The following is a 21,332-nucleotide window of genomic DNA, read 5'->3' on the forward strand; positions in this document are numbered from 1 at the left end:
CCTTAGGGTGCTGGGCGTGGACGACTTCACCGTGCGTGCGCCGGGACGGGTGAACCTCATCGGCGAGCACACCGACTACAACGCCGGGCTCTGCCTGCCGGTCGCCATCCCCGTGGCCACGACCGCGCGGGTGCGGGTGCGCGGCCGCGGGCCGTCACGGCTGGTCAGCGCGCAGCAGCCCGAGCCCTGGGAGGGCTCCCCCGCCGACGCCGCGCCGGGGCGCGTCGACGGGTGGGCGGCGTACGCCGCGGGGGTGCTGTGGGCCCTGGCCGAGGCCGGGTGGGACGTCCCCGCCCTCGAGGTGCGGCTCGACAGCACGGTGCCGCTGGGCGCCGGGTTGTCGAGCTCGGCCTCGCTCGAGGCCGCGGTCGCGGTGGCCGCGGCGACCGCGGCGGGCGTCGACCTCGACGACGCCGTACGACGCCACCTCGTCGAGGCATGCCGGCGCGCCGAGACCGAGGTGGCCGGTGCCCCGACCGGGGGCCTCGACCAGACCGCGGTGCTGCTGGCGTCGGCCGCTCACGCGCTGCTGGTCGACTTCGCCGACGGGTCGACCGAGCAGGTGCCCGTCGACGCGGCCGCGGTCGGGCTCGAGCTGCTCGTGATCGACACGCGGGTCCAGCACGCGCTGACCGACGGTGGCTACGGCTCGCGCCGCGACGAGTGCGCCGAGGCGGCACGGCGGCTCGGCCTCGGGTCGCTGCGGGAGGCCGGCGCCGGCGAGGTCGAGGCGCTCGACGACGACGTCCTGCGCCGGCGGGCGCGGCACGTGGTCACCGAGAACGACCGGGTCACTGCCTGCGTCGACGCCCTCCGTGATGGCGACTGGGCGGTCGTCGGCGGTCTCTTCACCGCCTCGCACCTCTCGCTGCGCGACGACTTCGAGGTCTCGTGCGCCGAGCTCGACCTCGTCGTCGCCACCGCGCTCGACGCCGGCGCGCTGGGCGCCCGGATGACCGGGGGCGGCTTCGGGGGGTCGGCGATCGCCCTCGTGCCCGTCGAGCGCGCCGAGGCCGTGCGCCGGGCGGTCGACACGGCGTTCGCGCGGGCGGGCCACGGCGTACCGGGCCACCTCGACGGGACGCCGTCGGAGGGCGCCGGCCTCACGCCGTCGCGGTGACCCCGATGTCGCCGTCGCGGAAGGCCTGCACGAAGCAGGCGTGGTCGTCGCGGGCCTGCACGGCGTACGTCGCCCCGAACTCGGTCACCCAGGCGACCAGCTCGTCGTCGCGGCCGTCGATCGCGCCCGCGATGGCGTCCTCGACCTGGAAGGCGACGAGGCTCTCGTCGCTGTCCTCGTCGGAGGCGCAGTGGATCTTGGCCGTCGCCCGGCCCAGCAGCCCGACCACCTGCTGCATCTCGTCGGGCTCGGTCAGCCCCGACCAGTCGAGGTCGACCTCGTAGGGCGAGACCTCCGCGACGAGGTAGCCCGTGCCGTCGACGTCGGTGTAGCCGAGCAGCGGGTCGGTGTGCACCTGCAGCGCCCGCTGGCTCACCGCCGTGCGGTGCCCCTCGTGCTCGAAGAAGCCCTCGACCTCGTGCGCGTCGACGAACCGGCTGATGGCCGGCACGTTGGCCTGCTTCATCGACAGGATCACGTCGTTGTCGAGCGCCTGGCTGTAGCCCTCGATGAGCACGTTGTAGGCCGGCAGCCCCGCGCTGCCGATGCCGAACCCCGACTTGCCGACCACGTCGCGCACGTCGTAGAACAGCGCGCGCTCGGAGCGTCGGTCGTGCGGGATCGTGTCGAGGTACTTCTCGTACGCCGCGACCACCCGCGCCCGCTCGTCGTCGTCGAGGCGGCGGAACGTCGGGTTGTCGCTGAAGTGGCGCACCCCGCCCTCGACGACCGTGTTGTCGTCGAGCAGGTCGGCGCGCCGCTGGCAGCGGGCCGCGACGAGCGCCGCCTGGATCGGGCCCTCGGTGTTGTCGAGGGTGAGGGCGAAGTCGTCGGTGTCGCCCTCGGCGTAGGCCCGGACCTGGTCGATGTAGGCGCGCAGGTAGGTCTCGGTCAGCGCCTCGACGTCGGCGACCGGCAGCGCCTTGGCCCAGCCCATCAGCGCCAGCGAGGCGGCGAAGCGCTGCAGGTCCCAGGTGAAGCGACCGAGGTAGGCCTCGTCGAAGTCGTTGACGTCGAAGACGAACCGCCCGTCGGAGTTGAGGTAGGTGCCGAAGTTCTCGACGTGCAGGTCGCCGTGCACCCAGATCCGGCCGGCGTCGCCGCTGGCGAACGGGTCGTCGTCGAGCCGGTCGCCGGCGACGTCGTGGAAGAACAGGCACGCCGTGCCGCGGTAGAACGCGTGCGGGTCGCGGGCCATCTTGCGGTACTTGGCGCGGAAGGAGACCGGGTCGGCCTCCATGAGGGGCGCGAACGCGTCGGCGAGGACGGAGACGATCACCTGGGTCCGGGAGTCAGCCACGAGGACACCGTGCCACAGCGGCGGCAGCGTCGCGCGGACCTGGGCCCGCGTACTCAGACCGGTCGAGTACGCCGGTGGGTCGCCGCCCGGCGCCCGACCGACACGCTCGACCCATGACCAACCCCGACACCCCGACCAAGAACACCGCCGCCTTCTTCGCGATGGCGGGGATCTCGTTCGCGGTCTCCCTGCTCGCCCTCCTCATGGCCGTGCTCTACCTCGAGGCCGACCCGTGGGCCAAGGCGTTCCTCGGCCTCGGCACGCTCTTCCTGACCACGTCGAGCTTCACCCTGGCCAAGTGCGTGCGCGACAACCAGGAGAGCCAGTCGGTGGTGCACCGCCTCGACCAGGCCCGCGTCGACCGGCTCCTGGCCGAGCACGACCCCTTCCGCAACGTCTCCTGACCTGCCCGGCCGTGTGCTTGGATCGGGCCACCGCACCCCGATCGAGGAGCCGCCCCGTGCCCCACCACGCGCTCGACCTGCTCAGGACGGCGGCCCGGCAGGCCGCCGGCGTCGTCACCACCGTGGGCGCGACGGCCTACCGCACCGCTGCGCCGCTGGTGCGGCGTGCGGCGCCCGGCCGGCGCGACGAGGTGGCTGCTCCCGTCGAGCCGCAGGTCGAGGAGACCCGGGTCGACGACCCGCAGCCGACCGCGGCCGCGCCGTCACCGGCGGCGATCGCCCCCCGCGTCGCACCTCGCGTCGCGCACCGTCGACCGGTCGCGGCGCCGGTCGCCGCGATGAACCGGACGCCGTCGCCGGACGACGTCCCCGGCGGCAAGCTGCCGCCACGGCGCTGACGACGGGCCTGCCCGACCCGGCGCTGGTCGTCCTCGTCGGGCCGAGCGGATCCGGCAAGACGCACTGGGCACGGTCGCACCACCGGGCCGAGGAGGTCGTGTCCTCCGACGCGCTGCGCGGGTTGGTCCGGCAGCGGCGCGCACGACCTCGACGCCTCTGCTGATGCCTTCGACCTGCTCGAGCGCATCGTCGCCGCCCGCCTCTCGCGCGGGCTGACGACCGTCGTCGACACCCTCGGCACCGACGCGGAGCGCCGGCAGCGCTGGCTCGGTCTCGGCCGGGCGGCCCGGCTGCCGTGCCTGGCGGTGGTCGTGGACACGCCGGCCGCCGAGGCCCGCGCCCGCAACGCCGCCCGCGACCGCCCCGTCCCCGCCGCCGTGCTCGCGCAGCAGCAGCGGCGGCACGCGGCCGTCGTACCGGTGCTGGGTGGGGAGGGGTGGGACCGCGTCGTCACCGTGCCGGGCTCGGGTCGGGTGCCCGAGGCCGGGCCCGCACCGGCTGCCAAGCCCACGACCCGGCCTCCCGGACGGACCGACCGGACCGAGCGGCGCAGCTCGCAGGGCCTGCGGGTGGTGCTGCAGCTCTCCCGCTTCCCGTGGGGCGCGGACCCGCGCGCCTGGCTGCGCGACGTCGCCCTGGCCGCCGACGACGCCGGCCTCGCCGGCATCGCGCTGATGGACCACCTGGTGCAGATCCCGCAGGTCGACCGTGCCTGGTCGCCGATCCCCGAGCCCTGGGTCGCGCTCGGCCTCCTCGCCGGCCTCGACACCGGCCTCGACCTCGGCACCCTGGTCACCCCGGTCACGTTCCGCCCCGCCGGCGTCACCGCCAAGGCGGCGGCGACGCTGAGCGCGCTCACGGGCGGCCGGGCCTTCGTCGGGGTCGGGGCCGGCTGGTGGGAGCGCGAGCACGCGGCGTACGGGCTCGACTTCCCGCCCGCCCGTGAGCGGCTCGACGCCCTCGAGGCCGCGATCGAGACCATGCGCGCCCTGTGGTCGGCCGGCACCAGGGCGCACGGGGGGCAGCGGGTCACCCTCCCCGAGACCACCTGCTACCCGCGTCCGGTCGGGGCGGTCCCGATCGTCGTCGGCGGGTCCGGACGCCGCACGCTGCGGATCGCCGCCACGCTCGGCGACGCCGCCAACGTGCCGTCGGCGCTGCCCGCCCTCGACGACCACCTCGCCGTCCTGCGCGGCCACCGCCCCGACGTCAACCGTGACCGTGCTCGACCTGCCGACCATCGGGACGTCGAGGGACGACACCTGGGCGCGGGTCGAGCGACTGCGCGGACGCGCGGTGGCGTCGTCGTACGCCGCTCGGACGCACGCCGGGACCGCCGCCGAGCAGCGGGACCGCTACGGCCTGCTGGCCGAACGGGGCGTCGACACCGTCTTCGTCGCGCTGGCCGACCTCGAGGGCCCCGACGACGTCGCCCGCCTCGCCCCACTGGCCCGTTGAGGGTTCCCCTGCCCCCTGAGCGTGGCGCAGTGTGACATGGTGCACGCCGCGATCACCCGCGCGGACGGGGTGAGGGCCCAGGCGGGGTGCGAGGGTGGGGCCATGCCCCTCCTCAACACCGTGAGCTCCGTCGTCCGCCTCCCGCTCCGCGTGGCCGGCAAGGTCGTCGGCACCGCCGCCAAGGTCCTGCCCGGCGGCGGCTCCAAGACGCCCGCCGCCGCGCCCACCGACGTGAAGCCCACCCCGGCTCCGTCGCCCGAGCCCGCCGCGCGCGAGACGCCGGTCCAGAAGCCCCCGGCCAAGGGCCCGGTCACGCCCCCCAAGAAGTCGCCCGCGGCCGCGACCACGGCGCCGCCGAAGAAGCCGGCCCCTGCCGACAAGGCGGCGGTGCCCGCGAAGAAGGCCGCGCCCGCTGCGCCCGTGAAGAAGGCCGCGCCCGCTGCGCCCGTGAAGAAGGCCGCGCCCGCCCAAGCCGCCGTGAAGAAGGCCGCGCCCGCCACGCCCGCCAAGCCCGCCGAGCCCGTCAAGAAGGCCGCGCCCGCCGCACCGGTGAAGAAGGCCGCGCCCGCCGAGCCCGCTAAGCCCGCCGAGCCCGCCAAGAAGGCCGCGCCCGCCGAGCCCGAGAAGAAGGCGCCTGCTGCGAAGGCGGCGCCGGCCAAGAAGAGCGCCCCGGTCGCGAGCACCACGCCCGCCAAGAAGACCGCGCCGGCCACGAAGGCGGCGCCGGCTCCCGAGGCGTCCCCCGCGCCGGTGACCGACATCGACGCCTCCGCCGACGCGTCCGAGGTCAAGATCACCCCCGCCGACATCGCGCCCATCGCGGGCCAGAAGCTCGTCGCGTCGGCCGAGGCCGCGGAGGCACCCGCGACGTCCGACGCCGCCGACGGCGACCGGCCGCCCAGCCCGTCCTGACGCCTTAACCGATGGCAGGTCATGCCCCGTACGCCTAGCGTGCGGGGCATGTCTGTGTCCCTGCCCACCTCGGTCGAGGAGGCCGTCCGCCTCGAGGACGCCGGGACGCGCCTGAAGATGCTGGCCTTCTGGGGCCACCGTCCGGCCCGCCCGGGCCAGGTCGACCAGGCCTGCCTCAGCCAGTGGTGGCCGGCCGCCTTCGAGGTCGACGGCCACCGCTACCGCAGCGCCGAGCACTTCATGATGGCGCACAAGGCGTGGCTCTTCGGCGACGACCTGTCGGCCCGGAGAATCCTCGAGGCGCGCAGCCCGGCCCAGGCCAAGGACCTCGGACGCCGGGTGGCGTCGTTCGACGAGGCCGTGTGGGCCGAGCACCGCAGCGACGTCGTCCGGCGGGCCAGCCTGGCCAAGTTCGGCGCCCACGCCGACCTGGCGGCGTACCTGGTCGGGACGCGGAGCCGGGTGCTCGTCGAGGCCAGCCCGGTCGACCGCATCTGGGGCGTCGGGCTCGCCGCGGCCGACGAGCGGATCGACTCGCCGAGCCGCTGGCGCGGCCTCAACCTGCTCGGGTTCGCGCTGATGGAGGCCCGCGCCGCGCTCACCTGACCCACGACGTACGACGGCCCCGCACTCCAAGGAGGGCGGGGCCGTCGTCGTGGGCCGTCAGGTGCGTGTCGTCACTTGAGCTCGGCGCTGGAGAGGCCCAGCACCCGGCGCGCCACGATCAGCTGCTGGATCTGCTGGGTGCCCTCGAAGATGTCGAGGATCTTGGAGTCGCGCGCCCACTTCTCGAGCAGCTCGGCCTCGCTGTAGCCGATCGAGCCGGCGAGCTCGACGCACGACAGCGTGATGTCGGAGCCGACCCGGCCGGCCTTGGCCTTGGCCATGGACGCCTCGAGCGAGTTGGGGCGGCGGTTGTCGGCCAGCCACGCCGCCTGGAGCATCAGCAGGTAGGCGCCCTCCCAGTCGGACTCCATCTGCAGGAACTTCGCCGCGGCCGCGGACTGCACCAGCGCCGGCCGGTCGTAGTCGACGACGACACCGGCGTCGGCGAGCAGGTCGCGGGTCAGGTCGAGGGCAGCGCGGGAGCAGCCCACGGCCATGGCGGCGACGAGGGGCCGGGTGTTGTCGAAGGTCGCCATCGCCCCGGCGAAGCCCTGCCCAGCCGATGGTCCCGTGTCGACGTCGGGCGAGCCGAGCAGGTTCTCCTTCGGCACCCGGCAGTCCTCGAAGATGATCGTGGCGGTGTCGGAGGCCCGGATGCCGAGCTTGTGCTCGAGCCGGTCGACCCGCATGCCGGGGGTGCCCTTGGCGACCACGAACGACTTGATCGCGGCCCGGCCGAGGTCGCGGTCGAGGGTCGCCCACACCACGATGTGGTCGGCGCGGTCGCCGGAGGTGACGTAGATCTTCTCGCCGTTGAGCACGTACTCGTCGCCGTCGAGGACCGCGGTGGTCCTGATGTTGGCGGAGTCGGAGCCGGTGCCGGGCTCGGTGATCGCCATGCCGGCCCACACGCCGGCGAACCGCTCCTGCTGCTCGGCGTCGGCGACCGAGGCGATCGCGGAGTTGCCCAGACCCTGCCGGGGCATCGACAGCAGCAGCCCGACGTCTCCCCAGCACATCTCGGCGATCGACATCACCGAGGCGAGGTTGGTGCCGTTCTTGACCGTCGTGTCGGCGGACGCGTCGTCCCGGCGCACGCCGGCGGCGCCGGCACCCTCCGACGCGCCGGACTCGGCGAGCCCGTCGATCATCGCGGCGAGCATGTCGAGCTCCTTGGGGTACTCGTGCTCGGCGCGGTCGTACTTGCGCGAGATGGGCCGCAGCATGTTCATCGCGACCTGGTGGGCCTGGCCCACCAGCGGGCGGAACTTCTTGGGGTTGTCCAGGTTGATGGCCATCAGACGATCAGGGTTCCTTCCATGACACCGACGGCCCGCAGGTCGCGGTACCACCGCTCGACCGGGTGCTCCTTGACGTAGCCGTGACCGCCGAGCAGCTGGACGCCGTCGAGGCCGATCCGCATGCCCTTGTCGGCGCAGGCCTTGCGGGCCAGCGCGACCTCGCGCGAGAAGTCCTTGCCGGCGGCCGCGCGGGCGGCGGCCTTGTAGGTGAGCAGGCGCATGGCCTGCAGCTCGATGGCGATGTCGGCGACCATGAACGCCACCGACTGACGGTGGGCGATCGGCTCGCCGAACGCCTCGCGGTCCTTGACGTACGGCGTGACGTAGTCGAGCACGGCCTGCCCGGTCCCGACGGCCAGCGCGCACCAGGCCAGGCGCGCGAGGCGCACGCACTCGACGTACGTCGTGCCGTCGGTGGCGCCGAGGACGGCGTCGGGCGGCACCTGGACGCCGTCGAGCGTCAGCCGGGTGAGCGCGGCGGCGCGGACGCCCATCGACGGGTCGCCCTCGACCTGGAGGCCGGGGGTGCCGGACTCGACGAGGAACAGCACCGGCTGGCCGTCGAGGTCGGCGCCCACCACGAACAGCTCGGCCTGCGCGCCGCGGGGCACGAGGGTCTTGACGCCGTCGAGCACGTAGCCGTCGGCGGTCCTGCGGGCCGTGGTCGACGGGGACAGCACGTCGAGGAGCACGGTGGGCTCGTTGAGCGCGATGGCCGCGGCCGGCACGTCGTCGCCGGTGAACGCCGGGAGGTAGGTCTGCTGCTGGGCGTCGGTGCCCCACAGGCCGAGGGCGGTGGCCACCGACCCGGCCGACAAGGTGGCGACCGCCAGGCCCATGTCGCCCTGCGCCAGGGCCTCGGCGACCAGGACGCCCGCCATCGCCGAGCGCTCCTCGGAGATGCCGCCGAGCGCCTCGGGCACGCCGAGGATCGGCAGGCCGATCTCGAGGCTGGCCTTGAGCACGGCCTCGGGCGCCTCGCAGGACTCGTCGGCCTCGACGGCGGCGGGCCGCACGACCTCCTCGGCGTACTCGGTGACGACGTCGACGAGCATCTGCTCGTCCTCGGTCGGCGTCAGGTCGAAGACGCCCGGTGGCGTCGAGGCCGGTGCCGGGCGGGCGCCGGGCTGACCGGTCCGGCCGGCGCGGGCAAAGGTGCGACTGGCCGCGGTGAGCACCTTGAAGCCGTCGCGGGTGGCGGAGAAGACGACCTGCTCGGCCGGCTTGCGGAGCCGGACGCGGTCGATGAGGTCGCTCTGGGCGAGCCGGTTGAGGCCGGCGACGAGGTAGCCGATCGGGTCGCGCGACTCCGAGCTCGGGACGCCGTGCCGGCCGCCCGGCCGGAGGCTCTGGATGAGGGGCATGCGGAAAATGTAACTGAGAGTTACACACTTGGCCACGGACGGCCTCGGTTGGTGGCGTCACATCCCCGATCTCTATTGTTCGGCGCATGTCCGACGACGACCTCCGCGCTCCCCACGGCCCGCTGCCGACCGGCGGCACGGTCCGCCCGATCACCCGCTGGGGCACCCCGGTGATGCACCGCCCGCAGGCCCCCGTCACCTCCTACGACGACGACCTGCGGACGCTCGCCGCCGACATGGTCGCCACCATGTACGCCGCCGACGGGGTCGGGCTGGCCGCCTGCCAGGTCGGCGAGGACGTCGCGATGTTCGTCTTCGACTGCCCCGACGACGACCAGGTGCGCACCGTCGGGGTGGTCTGCAACCCCGTGCTGACGCTGCCGGAGGGCAAGGACCGCCGCCTCGAGGAGGCCGACGAGGGCTGCCTGTCGCTGCCCGGCGCCTTCGTCGACTGCGCGCGCCCGGACCACGCGTCGGTGACCGGGTTCGGGCTCGACGGCGAGCCCGTCTCGTTCGAGGGCACCGGCCTGCTCGCCCGCTGCCTGCAGCACGAGACCGACCACACCGTCGGCACCGTCTTCGGCGACCGCGTCTCGGCCAAGGCCCGCAAGAAGCTGCAGAAGACCCACGAGGCCGCCGCCGACGAGTTCCCGCCCGACTGGCCCGTCGGCGTCGAGCACGACTGACGTGACGTGGTCGAGCCGCGGCGACGACGTCATCGCGGGTCGAGACCCCCGCAGGGTCCGTGCCCACCGTCCGCGCGCACCTCACCGGGTCTCGACTCGGGCTCGTTCCTCGCCCGGCTCGACCACCGTCGGTGCCACCGTCGCCGCCGGCGTCAGCCGCGGCGGGCGGTGACCCAGCAGGCGACCGCCGCCGCGGCGGCGACGTTGAGGGAGTCGATGCCGTGCTCGGCGCCGCGGGCCATCGGGATCGTGGCGCGGCGGTCAGCGGTGTCCTGCCAGGTGCGGGAGAGGCCGTGGCCCTCGGAGCCGAGGACGAGCGCGACCCGGTCGAGGCCGCGCACGGCGTCGTCGAGGGGGACGGCGTCGGGCGCCACCGTGAGGGCGACGGTGGTGAAGCCGGCGGCGGAGAGGTCGGGCAGCGCGGTGCGCCAGTCGGGCACCCGGGTCCACGGCACCGAGAAGACCGCCCCCATCGCGACCTTGACCGAACGGCGGTAGAGCGGGTCGCCGCACCGGGGGGCGAGCAGCACGGCGTCGAACCCGAGCGCGGCGGCGGAGCGGAAGACGGCGCCGACGTTGGTGTGGTCGACGAGGTCCTCCAGCACCAGCACCGTGCGAGCGCCGTCGAGGACCTCGGTGACCGACGACAGCGCCCGGCGCTCCAGCGACGCCAGCGCGCCGCGGTGGACGTGGAAGCCGGTGACCTGCTCGACCAGCTCCTCGGCCAGCACGAAGCACGGCGCGTCGGTGGTCGCGAGGACGTCGGCGAGCCCGTCGACCCAACGGGGTGCCATCAGGAACGACCGGGCCGGGTAGCCGGCGGCGAGCGCGCGGCGTACGACCTTCTCGCCCTCGGCGAGGAACAGCCCGTGGTCGACCTCGAGGTGGCGGCGCAGCTGGACGTCGCGCAGGTCGCGATAGTCGGCGAGCCGGGGATCGGCGGGGTCGGTGACCTCGACGACCTCAGCCATCCACGACGCCGTACCGCTCCGGGTGGGCGACGGCCACCACCTCGCCGACGACGATGATCGCCGGGGGCTTGACGCCCTGGGCCTCGAGGTCGTGGGCGAGCCCGCCGAGGGTGCTGAGCACGGTGCGCTCGGCCGGCATCGTGCCGTCGCAGACCACCGCCACCGGCGTGGTCGCGGCGCGGCCACCCGCCACCAGCGCGGCCGCGATCTGCGGGCCGTGCTCGACGGCCATCATCAGCAGCAGCGTGCCGCGGAGCCGGGCGAGCGCCGCCCAGTCGACCAGCGACTCGTCGTGGCCCGGCGGCAGGTGCCCCGAGACGATCGTCATCTCGTGGGCGATCCCGCGGTGGGTGACCGGGATGCCGGCGATGGCGGGTACGGCGATCGGGCTGGTCAGCCCCGGGACCACGGTGACCGGGACCCCGGCCTCGCGGCAGGCGATGACCTCCTCGTAGCCGCGCCCGAACACGAAGCTGTCGCCGCCCTTGAACCGGACGACGCGGTGCCCGGCCAGCGCACGGTCGACGATGATCCGGTTGATCTCCTCCTGCTGGGCCGACCGGCCGCGCGGGAGCTTGGCCACGTCGATCAGCTCGACGTTGCTCGGCAGCTCGCTGAGCAGCTCGCGGGGCGCGAGGCGGTCGGCGACGACGACGTCGGCCTCCATCAACGCGCGCCGTCCCGCGAGGGAGATCAGCTGGGGGTCGCCCGGTCCCCCGCCGACCAGCGTGACCCCCGGTGTGCGGTCGCGGTGGCGGGCGGTGCTGATCGACCCCTGGCGCAGGCCCTCGAGGATCTCGTCGCGCACCGCCACCGAGCGGCGCGGGTCGCGCCCGCCGTGGACCGCGACCGTGACCCCGGCCGCCTGCCCGACCGCCGGCGTCCAGGCGCTCGCGCGGGTGGCGTCGTCGGCGCGGTTGCAGAACGTACGCCGCTCCTCGGCCGCCGCCGAGACAGCCTCGTTGACCTCGGTGTCGTCGGTCGCGGCGACGACGTACCACGCGTCGTCGAGGTCGTCGGGCTCGAAGCCGCGGCGCTCCCAGACCACCTCGCCGGCACCGACCAGGCCCTCGATGGCCGGCGTCACCGACGGCGAGACCACGGTGACCCGGGCCCCGGCCGCGAGCAGCGCCGGCACCCGGCGCTGGGCGACGTGGCCGCCGCCCACGACCACGACCCGACGGTCGGCCAGCCGGAGCCCGGTGGGGTACAGAGGGGTGTCGTCCACGGGGGGATCATCCCGTACGTTCGGTCCATGGTTCTCGAGCGCCCCGTGACCCCGGACCCCTACGACCTCCTGCCGGCCGCGCCGTCCTTCCGCGTGACCAGCGACGACGTCACCGACGGCCAGCCCCTCCGGGACGACCAGGTCGCCGACGGCGGCAACACCTCACCGCAGCTGTCGTGGGACCCCGTCGAGGGCGCCCAGAGCTACACCGTCACCTGCTTCGACCCCGACGCGCCCACCCCGAGCGGGTTCTGGCACTGGGTGCTGGTGGACCTGCCTGCCGACGTGACCTCGCTCGACACCGGCGCCGGCGCCGAGGGTGCCGACCTGCCCGGCTCGGCGTTCCACTGCCGCAACGACGGCGGCGGCCACGGGTTCATGGGCGCCGCTCCCCCGCAGGGCGACCAGGTGCACCGCTACTACTTCGTGGTGCACGCCGTCACCGAGCCGCGGCTCGGGGTCGACAGCGACGCCTCGCCCGCCGTGGTGTCGTTCAACCTCGCCTTCAAGACCGCCGCCCGCGCGATCCTCCACGGGACCTACCAGCACTGAGCTGAATGGCGCGAGCGTGTCGCTCGTGCCCGCGTCGCCGCCGCCGCGAGGTGGGTGCCGATCGGGCTCGCAGCGGCGGCGCCCCGCGCGAGCGCCACGCTGCCGCGCTGCCGCGCGTGTCGCTCGGCGCCGAGCCACGGTGGTCGAGCCGCGGGGACGAAGTCTCCGCGAGTCGAGACCCCCGCAGGATGCCTTGCCGCACCAGGTCTCGACTCGGGCTCGCTGGCGCTCACCCGGCTCGACCTGCGTCAGCCGGCGCGGCTGAGGATCAGCACGGCGCGGTCGTCGTCACCGCGCGGCACCTGGCGGATGATGCGCCGGGCGGCGCCCGCCGCGCCCGCGCGGTACGCCGTGGCGGCGGTCTCCTGCAGCCAGGCGATGCCGTCGTCGATGTCCTGGCCGGGGGTCTCGACGACGCCGTCGGTGTAGAACAGCAGCGCCTGTCCCGGGCGCAGGACGCCGGTGCTCGCCTCGAGCTCGGGGCGGTCGAGCACGCCGAGCGCGGTCCCGCGGGCGCCGTCGAGCACCCAGCGCTCGTCGTCGGGCTCGAACCGCAGCGCCGGCGGGTGGCCGGCACTGAGGATCGTGTAGGCGCCGTCGAGCAGGTCGACGCTGACGTGGACGGCGGTGGCGAAGGTCTCCTCGGCGTACCGCTCGTCCTGGCGCAGCAGGAAGTCGTTGGCGGCCTCGAAGAGCGCGGGGCCGCGCAGCGCGCCGACCATGCCGCCGAGCGCGCCGGCGAGCAGCAGCGCCGACGGCGCGGCCTTGACGCCCTTGCCGACCACGTCGACGAGCACCAGGTCGAGGCGGCCGGTCTCGGTGTCGAGGTCGGTGACCATGAAGTCGCCGGCGTAGCCGACGCCGTGCGCCGCCAGCATCGCCGTCTCGCACGTCCACGGGGCCGGCAGCGGGGGCACCCGACCCAGCGCGTTGAGCCGGTCGCGCAGGTCGGCGAGCAGGGCCGAGCTGAGCGGTCCCGGCAGCCCGCTGCGCTGCCGGCTGGACGTGTAGAGGATCAGCAGTGACGCCACCACCAGCAGCACGACGCCCGAGACCCGCCCACCGGCGACGTCGCCCTGCCCGACGCGGACCGCGGCTCCGGCGAGGGTGACGAGGGCGGCCAGGACCAGCAGCTCGCGGAACCTCAGCAGCAGCAGCCCGAGCAGCAGCCAGACGAAGAACCCCGCCATCGGGAACAGGTCGTAGTCGGCCAGCGAGACCACCATGGACAGCAGCACCGCCACCACGAGCCCGGCGAGGACCAGCTGCTGGCCGTGGCGGGTGCCCGAGCGCCAGGCGTCGACCGCGTCGCCGAGCGAGCGCGGGAGCCAGGTCACCCCGGAACCGTAGTCGTGCCGGGGATCACACGTCGCGCAACGCGCCAGCGGACCTCACCGCCCTGCTGGCATCATCGGCTCGCGTGAGGCCCGACCAGACCGTCGACGTCCTCGGCGAGCCGTGGCTGTCCGAGACCATCGGCCTGCCGCCCGACGAGGAGGGCGCGGTGGTCGCGACCCTCGTCTCCCGCCGGGCGGAGCAGCCGAACGGCCGGGCGGTGCTGCACGTGCACGGGTTCGCCGACTACTTCTTCCACACCGACTACGCCGAGTGGTGGCTGGCGCGCGGCTACGACTTCTACGCCCTCGACCTGCGCAAGTACGGCCGGTCGATCCGCCCGCACCAGACCCCGACGTACGTCGCCGACCTGCACGACTACTTCACCGAGCTCGACCTCGCCTGGTGGCGGATCACCGAGCGCGACGGCCACGGCGACCCGGCGTCGGTCGTGCTGTCGGGGCACTCGACCGGCGGCCTCACCACCTCGTTGTGGGCCCACCACCGGCAGCCCGACGGGCTCGCGGCGCTGGTGCTCAACTCGCCGTGGTTCGACCTGCAGGGGGCGCCGTGGCTGCGCACGGCCACCGCCGGCCGGCTCCTCGACCGGGTGGGGCAGCGCCAGCCGCTGCGCGAGATCTCCCGCGAGGTCACGGGCGTCTACGCGCGCAGCCTGCACCGCGACCACGCGGGCGAGTGGGACTTCGACCTCAGGTGGAAGCCCGTCGAGTCGTTCCCGGTGCGGCTCGGGTGGCTGCGGGCGATCCGACGCGGCCACGCCGAGCTGCACGCCGGGCTGTCGGTCCTGGCGCCGGCGCTGATCCTCTCCTCCGCCGCGACCGTGCGCCCGCCCGAGCTCGACGACGACGTGCACACCCACGACGTCGTCCTCGACGTGCCGCAGATCAGGCACTGGGCCGCCTCGGTCGGGCCGCACGTCACCTACGTCGCCGTCGACGGGGCGCGCCACGACGTGGTGCTCTCGCTCCCCCACGTCCGCAAGGTCGTCTACGACGAGCTCGACCGATGGGTGTCGTCGTACGTCGAGCGGTGAGCGCTGCCCGCCCGGTCAGGTCGCGGCGAGGGCGGCGACCAGGCGCTGCTCGAGCCGGTCGAACTCGTCGGGTGCGGTGACGAGGGCAGCGGTCAGCGCGCGCTCGGCGACGACCGCCGACCCGACCTGGGCGCCGGCCCAGGCGACGAGCGTCCCGATGCTCAGAGGGGCGGCCCGTCGTAGCGCTCGCGGGTGACGAACTCGTCGATCGGCTGCCGCTTGAGCCGGGTGAGCACCTTGACCGGCCGGCCCAGCGGGACGACGGCCGCCACCGCGAACGTCTCGGGCATCCCGAAGAGCTCCTTGACGGCCGGCTCCTCGACCGCCGCCATCGTGGTGATCGTGCCGCCGAGGCCCTCGTTGCGGGCGGCGAGCAGCACGTTCCAGACCAGCGGGTAGACCGAGCCACCGCTGATGACCCCGACCCGGTCGAGGTCCTGGTCCATCGAGGCGACGACCGCGAGGTCGACGAAGAAGACCAGCACGACCGGGGCGTGCAGCACCGGGTCGGTGAACCGTCCGGGCACTTCGGTGGCCGCGATCTCCTCGGGCGACGGACCGGGCGGGTGGACGCTGTTCCACGGGCTCTCCCCCGCCGTCGCCTGGGCGACGTAGCGGCGCACCGCGCTCGGGTAGAGCGCCACGAGGCGCTCGCGGGTCTCCCGCTCGCGGACCACGACGACGTGGGCGCCCTGCCGGTTGCCCCCGCTCGGCGCGAACCGGGCGTGCTCGAGCATCCGGCGCAGCGTCTCGTCGTCGACCGGGTCGTCGGTGAACTCCCGGGTGGCCGGGGTCGTCCGCATGACGTCGTAGAGCTCCATGGCACTCACGCTACTGACGGCGTTCCGCTGCGCGCCCCTGGACGCCCCGCCAGACTGTGCCCGTGATCCGTCGCGTCGTCCTGCCGACCCTCGCCCTGCTGCTCGCCCCGCTGCTCGTGGCCGCCCCGTCGTACGCCGACGCGTGGTCGGGACCCGATCCGACGGGCGACGTCCGGAACCTGAGGTTCGACCCCGAGCCCGTGCCCTGCGGCAGCCTGGTCGAGACCCGGGGCACCGTCGGTGACGTGCGTCGGCTCGGCGTGCGCCACGCCGACGGCGAGATCCGGTTCGTCGTCGACATCGCCCGGCTGCGCCGGGTCCACGACGTGATGCTGGCGATCCCGGTGCTCACGGAGCGGCGAGCCTCCACGATCCAGGTCGACCGGCGTCCAGGAGGCCGCGTCGTGGCTTCGCTCTGGAGCGCGACCAGCTGGGGCGACGCACACACCGACGAGTGCGGGTACGAGTCCTTCCTCGGCGGCGCCTCGGGACGGACCTGCACGGGCATCGAGGCACGGTCCGAGCGCCGGGGCAACCGCGTCGTCGTCACCATGCCCCGGCGCTGCCTCGGTGCGCCACGATGGGTCCGGGCCGGGGTCGAGGTCCAGGGAGAAGTCGGCGACGGTGTCTTCGTGCTCGACACCTGGCAGCGTCCGGGCACCGGCAACGGCGACTTCCGCACACCGGACTATGGGGCCCGTGTCCGGCACTCGGCCCGCTAGGTTGCGGGCATGAATCCCGTGACCGGTCTCTCCCTCGGCCGCATCGCCGTCGGCGTCGTCTCCCTCGCCCGCCCCGACGTGGCCGCCAACGCGCTCGGCGCGCCGTCCAGCCACCCGCTGCTGACCCGCTGGTTCGGCACCCGCGAGATCGCCCTGGGCACCGCCACGCTGCTGTCCTCGGGCCCCGCGCGCCGGTCCCTGGTGCTGATCGGGGTCGCCGTCGACGGCGCCGACGCCGCGACCGCCTACGCCGCCGTGCAGGACGAGTCGATGGACAAGAAGATCGGTCTGACCCTGGTCGGCGTGGCGGCCGGGGCCGCGCTGCAGGGCCTCCTCGGCCTCCGGGTCAAGCGGAAGATCGCGCTCGACGCGGCCTGACCTCGTCGGCGGATCGCCGTCGCTCAGGAAGCAAGGATCGCCACGAAGGCCGTGAGGCCGACGACGACGATGGTGACGCGCAGCACCAGCGGCGGGAGCCGCTTGCCGATGCGGGCGCCGATCAGGCCGCCGACCACGCTGCCGGCCCCGATCAGGGCGACGACCCGCCAGTCGACGTCGGCCACGACGACGAAGATCGCGCCGGCGATGCCGTTGACCCCGGCCGCAAGCACGTTCTTGACGGCGTTGCTGCGCTGCAGCGACTGGGCGACGCCGATCCCGAGCACGCCCATCAGCAGGACGCCCTGGGCTGCGCCGAAGTAGCCGCCGTACACGCCGGTCAGGAGCACGGCCGGCCACACCCACCAGGCGCCGTCGGCGCGCTCGCCGCCCCGCTCCTCGGCGCGGCGGCGTACCCAGGCCGACAGCCGGGGCTGGACGACCACCAGCACCACGCCGAGCAGGATCAGCACCGGCACGACCGCGGCGAAGGCCCCGTCGGGCAGCACGAGCAGCAGCACCGCGCCGGTCGCGCCGCCGACCAGCGACGCGCTGAGCAGGCGCAGCACCCGGTCGCGCTGGCCCGCGAGCTCGTCGCGGTAGCCGATCGCGCCGGCCACCGACCCCGGCACCAGGCCGATGTTGTTGGACACGTTGGCCGTCACCGGCGGGACGCCGAACGCCAGCAGCGTCGGGAAGGTGATGAGCGTGCCCGACCCGACGACGGTGTTGATGGTGCCGGCGGCCAGACCGGCGAGAGCGACCAGGACGGACTCGAGCAGGCTCACTCGGCGGGCGGGGGCGGCGGCACGTTGGTGGGGTCGATCGCCGGGTCGGTCGCGAGCTCGGCGTGCTGGGTGCGGTCGCCGGGGGCGGTGCGAGCGGCGCTCTCGGCCGCCGCGATCGCCTGCCTGACGGCGTCGTCGGCCGCCCCCACCGCGGCCGGCTTCTCCTCCGGCGCGGGACCCATGTCGACCCGGGTGCGCGGGCCCTCGGTCTCGGTCGGGATGCCGGTGAGCTGGTTCATCGTCGACCCGAGACCCTCGAGCGCCTTGCCGATCTCGCTGGGCACGATCCAGACCTTGTTGGCGTCGCCCTCGGCGATCTTGGGCATCATCTGGAGGTACTGGTAGGCCAGCAGCGACTGGTCGGGCCGGCCGTCGTGGATCGCCTGGAAGACCGTCTGGATCGCCTGCCCCTCACCCTGGGCGCGCAGGATGGACGCCTCGCGCTCGGCCTGGGCCCGCAGATCTGCGACTCGCGCTCGCCCTCGGCGGTGAGGATGGCCGACTGCTTCTGGCCCTCGGCCATCAGGATCGCTGACTGCCGCCCGCCCTCGGCGGTGAGGATCTGGGCCCGCTTGTCCCGGTCGGCCCGCATCTGCTTCTCCATCGAGTCCTTGATCGACGGCGGCGGGTCGATGCCCTTCAGCTCGACCCGGTTGACCCGGATGCCCCACTTGCCGGTGGCCTCGTCGAGGACGCCGCGCAGGCCGGTGTTGATCTGGTCGCGGCTGGTGAGCGTCTCCTCGAGGTCCATGCCGCCGACGATGTTGCGCAGCGTGGTCATCGTGAGCTGCTCGATGGCCTGGATGTAGTTGGCGATCTCGTACGTCGCCGCGACCGGGTCGGTGACCTGGAAGTAGATGACGGTGTCGATCGAGACCACCAGGTTGTCCTCGGTGATCACCGGCTGCGGCGGGAAGCTGACGACCTGCTCGCGCAGGTCGATCTGGTAGCGCACCTTGTCGACGAACGGCACCACCGTGTTGAGGCCGGCGTTGAGCGTCGTCTTGTACTTGCCGAAGCGCTCCACGATGCCGGCCCGCGCCTGCGGCACGATCCGGATGGTCTTGGCCAGCAGGACCACCACGAACAGCAGCACCAGGCCCAGGACTCCGAGCAGGATCTCCACGTGTCTTCACTCTCCGCTGTCGATGGCAGGGACGGGGTGCACGTAGGCCGTGGCCCCCCGGATCTCGAACACCTCGACCGTCGCCCCCTCGGCGATGGTCAGGCTGTCGTCGTACGGCGCGGCCGACCAGACGTCGCCGTCGATGCGCACCCGGCCGATCTCGGTGCCGCTCATCGTCGCCGTGACCACGCCGCGGCGTCCGACGAGCTTGCCGTGGCCCAGCCGCAGCTCGGGTCCGCTGTGCAGCCGGCCCACCACCGCCGGGCGCACCAGCGCCAGCATCGCGACGGCGGCACCGCCGGCCACCAGCCCCTGGACCACGAGGGGTGCCCCGGCCAGGGCCGTGACGCCGCCGGCCAGCGCGCCCACGGCCAGCATGGCCAGCACCAGGTCGAGGCTCATCAGCTCGGCCACGCCGAGCACCACGGCGACCGCGAGCCAGATGCTCCAGAGGTGGTCGCCGAGCCATTCCATGGGCGCAGCCTAGACGGAGCGCATCAGCGGTGCCGTACGTCGCGCCGCGCCGCCCAGCGCCCGTCGGCGTGCTGGAGCACCAGCGGCATCCCGAACGTCGCCGAGAGCGCCTGGGCGGTGAGCACCTCCTCGACCGGGCCCTCGGCCACCACCGCACCCTGGCGCAGCAGCAGGGCGTGGGTGAACCCCGGCGGGATCTCCTCGACGTGGTGGGAGACGAGCACCGTGGCCGGTGCGTCGGGGTCGTAGGCCAGCGTCGACAGCGTCGAGACCAGGTCCTCGCGGCCCCCGAGGTCGAGGCCGGCGGCCGGCTCGTCGAGCAGCAGCAGCTCGGGGTCGGTCATCAGGGCGCGCGCCACCTGCACGCGCTTGCGCTCGCCCTCGCTGAGGGTGCCGAAGGTGCGCTCGGCGAGGTGGGCCACCCCGATCTCGCGCAGCAGCGCCGTGGCCCGCTCGTGGTCGAGGTCGTCGTAGGCCTCGCGCCAGCGGCCCAGGACGCCGTAGGCCGCGGAGATCACGACGTCGCGCACCAGCTCCTGGCGCGGGAGCTTCTCGGCCAGCGCGGCGCTGGTCAGGCCGATCCGGGGCCGCAGCTCGAAGACGTCGACGGTGCCGAGCAGCTCGCCGAGCACGGCGGCCACGCCGGAGGTCGGGTGCATCTGCGCCGAGGCGATCTGCAGCAGCGTCGTCTTGCCGGCCCCGTTGGGCCCGAGGACCACCCAGCGCTCGCTGTCGCGGACCACCCAGGTGACGCGGTCGAGGAGCACCGTGGAGCCCCGTCGCACCGTGACGTCGGCGAGCTCGAGGACGGCAGCCATGGCCGTCACCCTATGTGCTGGTCGCCGGCGGCTACCGTCGGGGCGTGCCGTCGCAGAACCCCAGCCCGCTCCCCGTCTCGGGCCGCCTGGCGTGGTGGGCGACGGCGTGGCTGCGCGGGCACGTGGGACCCGACGACCTCCTCGACGGCGTGCTCGACGGCGACGTGACCCACGTCGTCCTCGGACCGGTCGGCGGCCTGGTGACCACGCTGGCCTCGCTGCGCGCGGCCGGCGCGACGGCGTTCGGTGCGGCGTTCCCGGCCGAGGGCGACCTGGTCGGCCTCGGGGGTCCGGCGGAGCTGAACGTCGCCGCACTGGAGGCCGGCGAGGCCGTGGTCGTGCTCGGCGCCGAGACCGGTCTGGTGCCGAACCGGGTGGGACCCACGGTGGAGTGGACGCTCCTCCCGGCTCGCCGCCGGTCGCTGCCCGACGTGGGCGAGGCCGACCGGGAGCTGCGCACGGTGCTCATCGAGGCCGCCGAGCGGCTGGCCGCGCTCGACGTGGCCCGGTGGCGCCCCGAGGTCGCCGACCAGCTGCTCAACCTGCGTCACCGACCGGCGGTGCCGGCGCCCCCGGGCGTCCCGCCCCGGTGCGTCGACCTCGCCTCCCGCGGGCTCCAGGCGCTGGGCATCGCCGAGCTCGCCCTGGAGGACGACGGGGGTGCCCTGACGGCGGCGGAGATCGGACGCCGTCGCGACGCGCTGGCCCCCCTGGCCCGGGCCGGACGTCGGGCGCTGGTCGCCGCCACGTCACCCGAGGTGTGGCCGCCCGGGTAGGGCCTCAGCCGGCAGCCGGGGTCCACGCGCCGAGCCGGTTGCCGTCGGGGTCGGCGAAGAAGAACCGGCGACCGCCGGGGAACGCGTAGGGCGGCTCGACGACCTCGCCGCCGGCGGCCTCGACCGCGGCGACGGTGGCGTCGAGGTCGTCGGAGTAGAGGAGCACGTGCACCCCGCCCGGGCGCTCGACGGTGCCCGCGGCCAGCCCGCCGACCTCGCCGTCACCGTCGGGGGCGCGGATGCCGGCGTAGTCGGGGCCGTAGTCGGTGAAGGTCCAGCCGAACGCGGCGGCGTAGAACGCCCGTGCGCGGGCCACGTCGCTGACGGTGATCTCGACGTAGTCGATCGCGTGGTGGGTGTGGGTCTCGGTCATCGGCTGCTCCTGTCGGGGACGGGTTGCTCGTCGTCGGTCCAGAGCTCGACGAGCTCGGTGAGCTGCTCGCCCTCGACGGTGGCGAAGAGGGCGACGTGGAACCCGGCGGTGCCGTCGGTGACGAACGCGCGACCGGCCGCCCGGGCGCCGCGGCCGACGAGGTCGTCGAGCCGCACCTGCCACGCCCCGGGGTAGTCGCGGTTGAAGGCGACGTAGGCGGCGGCGTCGAAGGTCTCGCCGGTGTGCACGAGGCGGGCGGTGAAGCGCGGTGCGAGCAGGCCGGCCAGGCCGGACCAGTCGCGGGCGTCGAGCGCGGCGGCGTAGCGCCGGAGCACGCGAGCGGCGATCGAGGGTTCCATGCGGGAC

25 protein-coding genes and 1 pseudogene are annotated in these 21,332 nt (G+C 74.5%); 13 read left to right on the forward strand and 13 right to left on the reverse strand.

Annotated features, from left to right (window positions below; genetic code table 11):
- Positions 1-16: 16 nt before the first annotated feature.
- Positions 17-1,120, forward strand: a complete 1,104-nt coding sequence (gene galK, locus AC4MBH_RS13875; RefSeq protein WP_491795483.1) for a galactokinase — start codon at positions 17-19, stop codon at positions 1,118-1,120.
- On the opposite strand, the gene AC4MBH_RS13880 is transcribed toward galK, so the two are convergent.
- Positions 1,104-2,420, reverse strand: coding sequence for a DUF2252 domain-containing protein (locus tag AC4MBH_RS13880; RefSeq protein WP_491795484.1), 1,317 nt, complete (start codon positions 2,418-2,420; stop codon positions 1,104-1,106). The genes galK and AC4MBH_RS13880 overlap by 17 nt on opposite strands.
- A 113-nt stretch (positions 2,421-2,533) precedes the next feature.
- On the opposite strand from AC4MBH_RS13880, the gene AC4MBH_RS13885 reads away from it, so the two are divergent.
- The 6 genes from AC4MBH_RS13885 (at position 2,534) to ybiA (ending at position 6,199) form a co-directional block, all read left to right on the forward strand.
- The gene (locus tag AC4MBH_RS13885) at positions 2,534-2,824 is read left to right on the forward strand and encodes a YiaA/YiaB family inner membrane protein (RefSeq protein ID WP_491795486.1); all 291 of its coding nucleotides are present in this window, start codon (positions 2,534-2,536) and stop codon (positions 2,822-2,824) included.
- A gap of 56 nt (positions 2,825-2,880) precedes the next feature.
- On the forward strand, positions 2,881-3,222 hold the full coding sequence (locus tag AC4MBH_RS13890; protein WP_491795687.1) for a hypothetical protein: 342 nt from the start codon (positions 2,881-2,883) through the stop codon (positions 3,220-3,222).
- Between the two features lie 23 nt (positions 3,223-3,245).
- The gene (locus tag AC4MBH_RS13895) at positions 3,246-3,386 is read left to right on the forward strand and encodes an AAA family ATPase (RefSeq protein WP_491795682.1); all 141 of its coding nucleotides are present in this window, start codon (positions 3,246-3,248) and stop codon (positions 3,384-3,386) included.
- A gap of 22 nt (positions 3,387-3,408) precedes the next feature.
- The gene (locus AC4MBH_RS13900; RefSeq protein ID WP_491795683.1) at positions 3,409-4,716 is read left to right on the forward strand and encodes an LLM class flavin-dependent oxidoreductase; all 1,308 of its coding nucleotides are present in this window, start codon (positions 3,409-3,411) and stop codon (positions 4,714-4,716) included.
- A gap of 67 nt (positions 4,717-4,783) precedes the next feature.
- Positions 4,784-5,593: a hypothetical protein gene (locus AC4MBH_RS13905; protein ID WP_491795487.1), complete on the forward strand. Its 810-nt coding sequence runs from the start codon at positions 4,784-4,786 to the stop codon at positions 5,591-5,593.
- A 48-nt stretch (positions 5,594-5,641) separates the two neighbouring features.
- Entirely contained in the window at positions 5,642-6,199 is a 558-nt protein-coding gene (ybiA, locus tag AC4MBH_RS13910; RefSeq protein WP_491795488.1) for a riboflavin biosynthesis intermediates N-glycosidase, read from the forward strand.
- Between the two features lie 71 nt (positions 6,200-6,270).
- Here ybiA and AC4MBH_RS13915 read toward each other — a convergent pair whose 3' ends face one another.
- Together AC4MBH_RS13915 and AC4MBH_RS13920 are read right to left on the reverse strand one after the other, a co-directional pair.
- A complete protein-coding gene (locus AC4MBH_RS13915) occupies positions 6,271-7,497 on the reverse strand; it encodes an acyl-CoA dehydrogenase family protein (protein WP_491795489.1) in 1,227 nt (408 codons plus the stop codon).
- Positions 7,497-8,864 (reverse strand): acyl-CoA dehydrogenase family protein, encoded by a 1,368-nt coding sequence (locus tag AC4MBH_RS13920; RefSeq protein WP_491795490.1) that lies wholly within the window; start codon positions 8,862-8,864, stop codon positions 7,497-7,499. Before AC4MBH_RS13920 ends, AC4MBH_RS13915 begins: the two co-directional genes overlap by 1 nt.
- 86 nt (positions 8,865-8,950) lie before the next feature.
- On the opposite strand from AC4MBH_RS13920, the gene def reads away from it, so the two are divergent.
- The gene (gene def / locus AC4MBH_RS13925) at positions 8,951-9,550 is read left to right on the forward strand and encodes a peptide deformylase (RefSeq protein ID WP_491795491.1); all 600 of its coding nucleotides are present in this window, start codon (positions 8,951-8,953) and stop codon (positions 9,548-9,550) included.
- Positions 9,551-9,702: 152 nt separating this feature from the next.
- Here def and AC4MBH_RS13930 read toward each other — a convergent pair whose 3' ends face one another.
- Together AC4MBH_RS13930 and cobA are read right to left on the reverse strand one after the other, a co-directional pair.
- A complete protein-coding gene (locus AC4MBH_RS13930; RefSeq protein WP_491795492.1) occupies positions 9,703-10,521 on the reverse strand; it encodes a TrmH family RNA methyltransferase in 819 nt (272 codons plus the stop codon).
- Positions 10,514-11,749, reverse strand: a complete 1,236-nt coding sequence (cobA, locus tag AC4MBH_RS13935; RefSeq protein ID WP_491795494.1) for a uroporphyrinogen-III C-methyltransferase — start codon at positions 11,747-11,749, stop codon at positions 10,514-10,516. The genes AC4MBH_RS13930 and cobA overlap by 8 nt, the downstream gene beginning before the upstream one ends.
- A gap of 27 nt (positions 11,750-11,776) precedes the next feature.
- Between cobA and AC4MBH_RS13940 the strand changes: the two genes are divergently transcribed.
- Positions 11,777-12,301: a YbhB/YbcL family Raf kinase inhibitor-like protein gene (locus AC4MBH_RS13940; RefSeq protein WP_491795495.1), complete on the forward strand. Its 525-nt coding sequence runs from the start codon at positions 11,777-11,779 to the stop codon at positions 12,299-12,301.
- A gap of 248 nt (positions 12,302-12,549) precedes the next feature.
- Here AC4MBH_RS13940 and AC4MBH_RS13945 read toward each other — a convergent pair whose 3' ends face one another.
- Positions 12,550-13,638, reverse strand: a complete 1,089-nt coding sequence (locus tag AC4MBH_RS13945) for a PP2C family protein-serine/threonine phosphatase (RefSeq protein ID WP_491795496.1) — start codon at positions 13,636-13,638, stop codon at positions 12,550-12,552.
- An 83-nt stretch (positions 13,639-13,721) separates the two neighbouring features.
- On the opposite strand from AC4MBH_RS13945, the gene AC4MBH_RS13950 reads away from it, so the two are divergent.
- Entirely contained in the window at positions 13,722-14,690 is a 969-nt protein-coding gene (locus AC4MBH_RS13950) for an alpha/beta hydrolase (protein ID WP_491795497.1), read from the forward strand.
- Between the two features lie 161 nt (positions 14,691-14,851).
- Here the strand turns inward: AC4MBH_RS13950 and AC4MBH_RS13955 are convergent, their stop codons facing one another.
- Entirely contained in the window at positions 14,852-15,511 is a 660-nt protein-coding gene (locus tag AC4MBH_RS13955; RefSeq protein ID WP_491795498.1) for a nitroreductase family protein, read from the reverse strand.
- A 62-nt stretch (positions 15,512-15,573) separates the two neighbouring features.
- On the opposite strand from AC4MBH_RS13955, the gene AC4MBH_RS13960 reads away from it, so the two are divergent.
- The gene (locus tag AC4MBH_RS13960) at positions 15,574-16,233 is read left to right on the forward strand and encodes a hypothetical protein (RefSeq protein WP_491795499.1); all 660 of its coding nucleotides are present in this window, start codon (positions 15,574-15,576) and stop codon (positions 16,231-16,233) included.
- A 9-nt stretch (positions 16,234-16,242) separates the two neighbouring features.
- Positions 16,243-16,611: a hypothetical protein gene (locus AC4MBH_RS13965; RefSeq protein WP_491795500.1), complete on the forward strand. Its 369-nt coding sequence runs from the start codon at positions 16,243-16,245 to the stop codon at positions 16,609-16,611.
- Positions 16,612-16,634: 23 nt separating this feature from the next.
- Here the strand turns inward: AC4MBH_RS13965 and AC4MBH_RS13970 are convergent, their stop codons facing one another.
- From AC4MBH_RS13970 to AC4MBH_RS13985, 4 genes and pseudogenes are all read right to left on the reverse strand, one after another.
- The gene (locus AC4MBH_RS13970) at positions 16,635-17,399 is read right to left on the reverse strand and encodes a sulfite exporter TauE/SafE family protein (protein ID WP_491795501.1); all 765 of its coding nucleotides are present in this window, start codon (positions 17,397-17,399) and stop codon (positions 16,635-16,637) included.
- A pseudogene (locus tag AC4MBH_RS13975) lies at positions 17,396-18,525 on the reverse strand (SPFH domain-containing protein). Before AC4MBH_RS13975 ends, AC4MBH_RS13970 begins: the two are co-directional and overlap by 4 nt.
- Positions 18,526-18,531: 6 nt before the next feature.
- The gene (locus AC4MBH_RS13980) at positions 18,532-18,999 is read right to left on the reverse strand and encodes an NfeD family protein (protein WP_491795502.1); all 468 of its coding nucleotides are present in this window, start codon (positions 18,997-18,999) and stop codon (positions 18,532-18,534) included.
- Positions 19,000-19,022: 23 nt separating this feature from the next.
- On the reverse strand, positions 19,023-19,817 hold the full coding sequence (locus AC4MBH_RS13985) for an ABC transporter ATP-binding protein (RefSeq protein ID WP_491795503.1): 795 nt from the start codon (positions 19,815-19,817) through the stop codon (positions 19,023-19,025).
- Positions 19,818-19,861: 44 nt separating this feature from the next.
- On the opposite strand from AC4MBH_RS13985, the gene AC4MBH_RS13990 reads away from it, so the two are divergent.
- Positions 19,862-20,593, forward strand: coding sequence for an Rv1486c family protein (locus AC4MBH_RS13990; protein WP_491795504.1), 732 nt, complete (start codon positions 19,862-19,864; stop codon positions 20,591-20,593).
- Positions 20,594-20,597: 4 nt separating this feature from the next.
- On the opposite strand, the gene AC4MBH_RS13995 is transcribed toward AC4MBH_RS13990, so the two are convergent.
- Together AC4MBH_RS13995 and AC4MBH_RS14000 are read right to left on the reverse strand one after the other, a co-directional pair.
- The gene (locus tag AC4MBH_RS13995; protein ID WP_491795505.1) at positions 20,598-20,966 is read right to left on the reverse strand and encodes a VOC family protein; all 369 of its coding nucleotides are present in this window, start codon (positions 20,964-20,966) and stop codon (positions 20,598-20,600) included.
- Positions 20,963-21,325 carry a nuclear transport factor 2 family protein gene (locus AC4MBH_RS14000; protein ID WP_491795506.1) on the reverse strand — a complete coding sequence of 121 codons (363 nt, stop codon included), beginning with the start codon at positions 21,323-21,325 and terminating at the stop codon, positions 20,963-20,965. Before AC4MBH_RS14000 ends, AC4MBH_RS13995 begins: the two co-directional genes overlap by 4 nt.
- Positions 21,326-21,332: the final 7 nt, after the last annotated feature.

This window comes from Nocardioides sp. WJ219 (assembly GCF_058559815.1).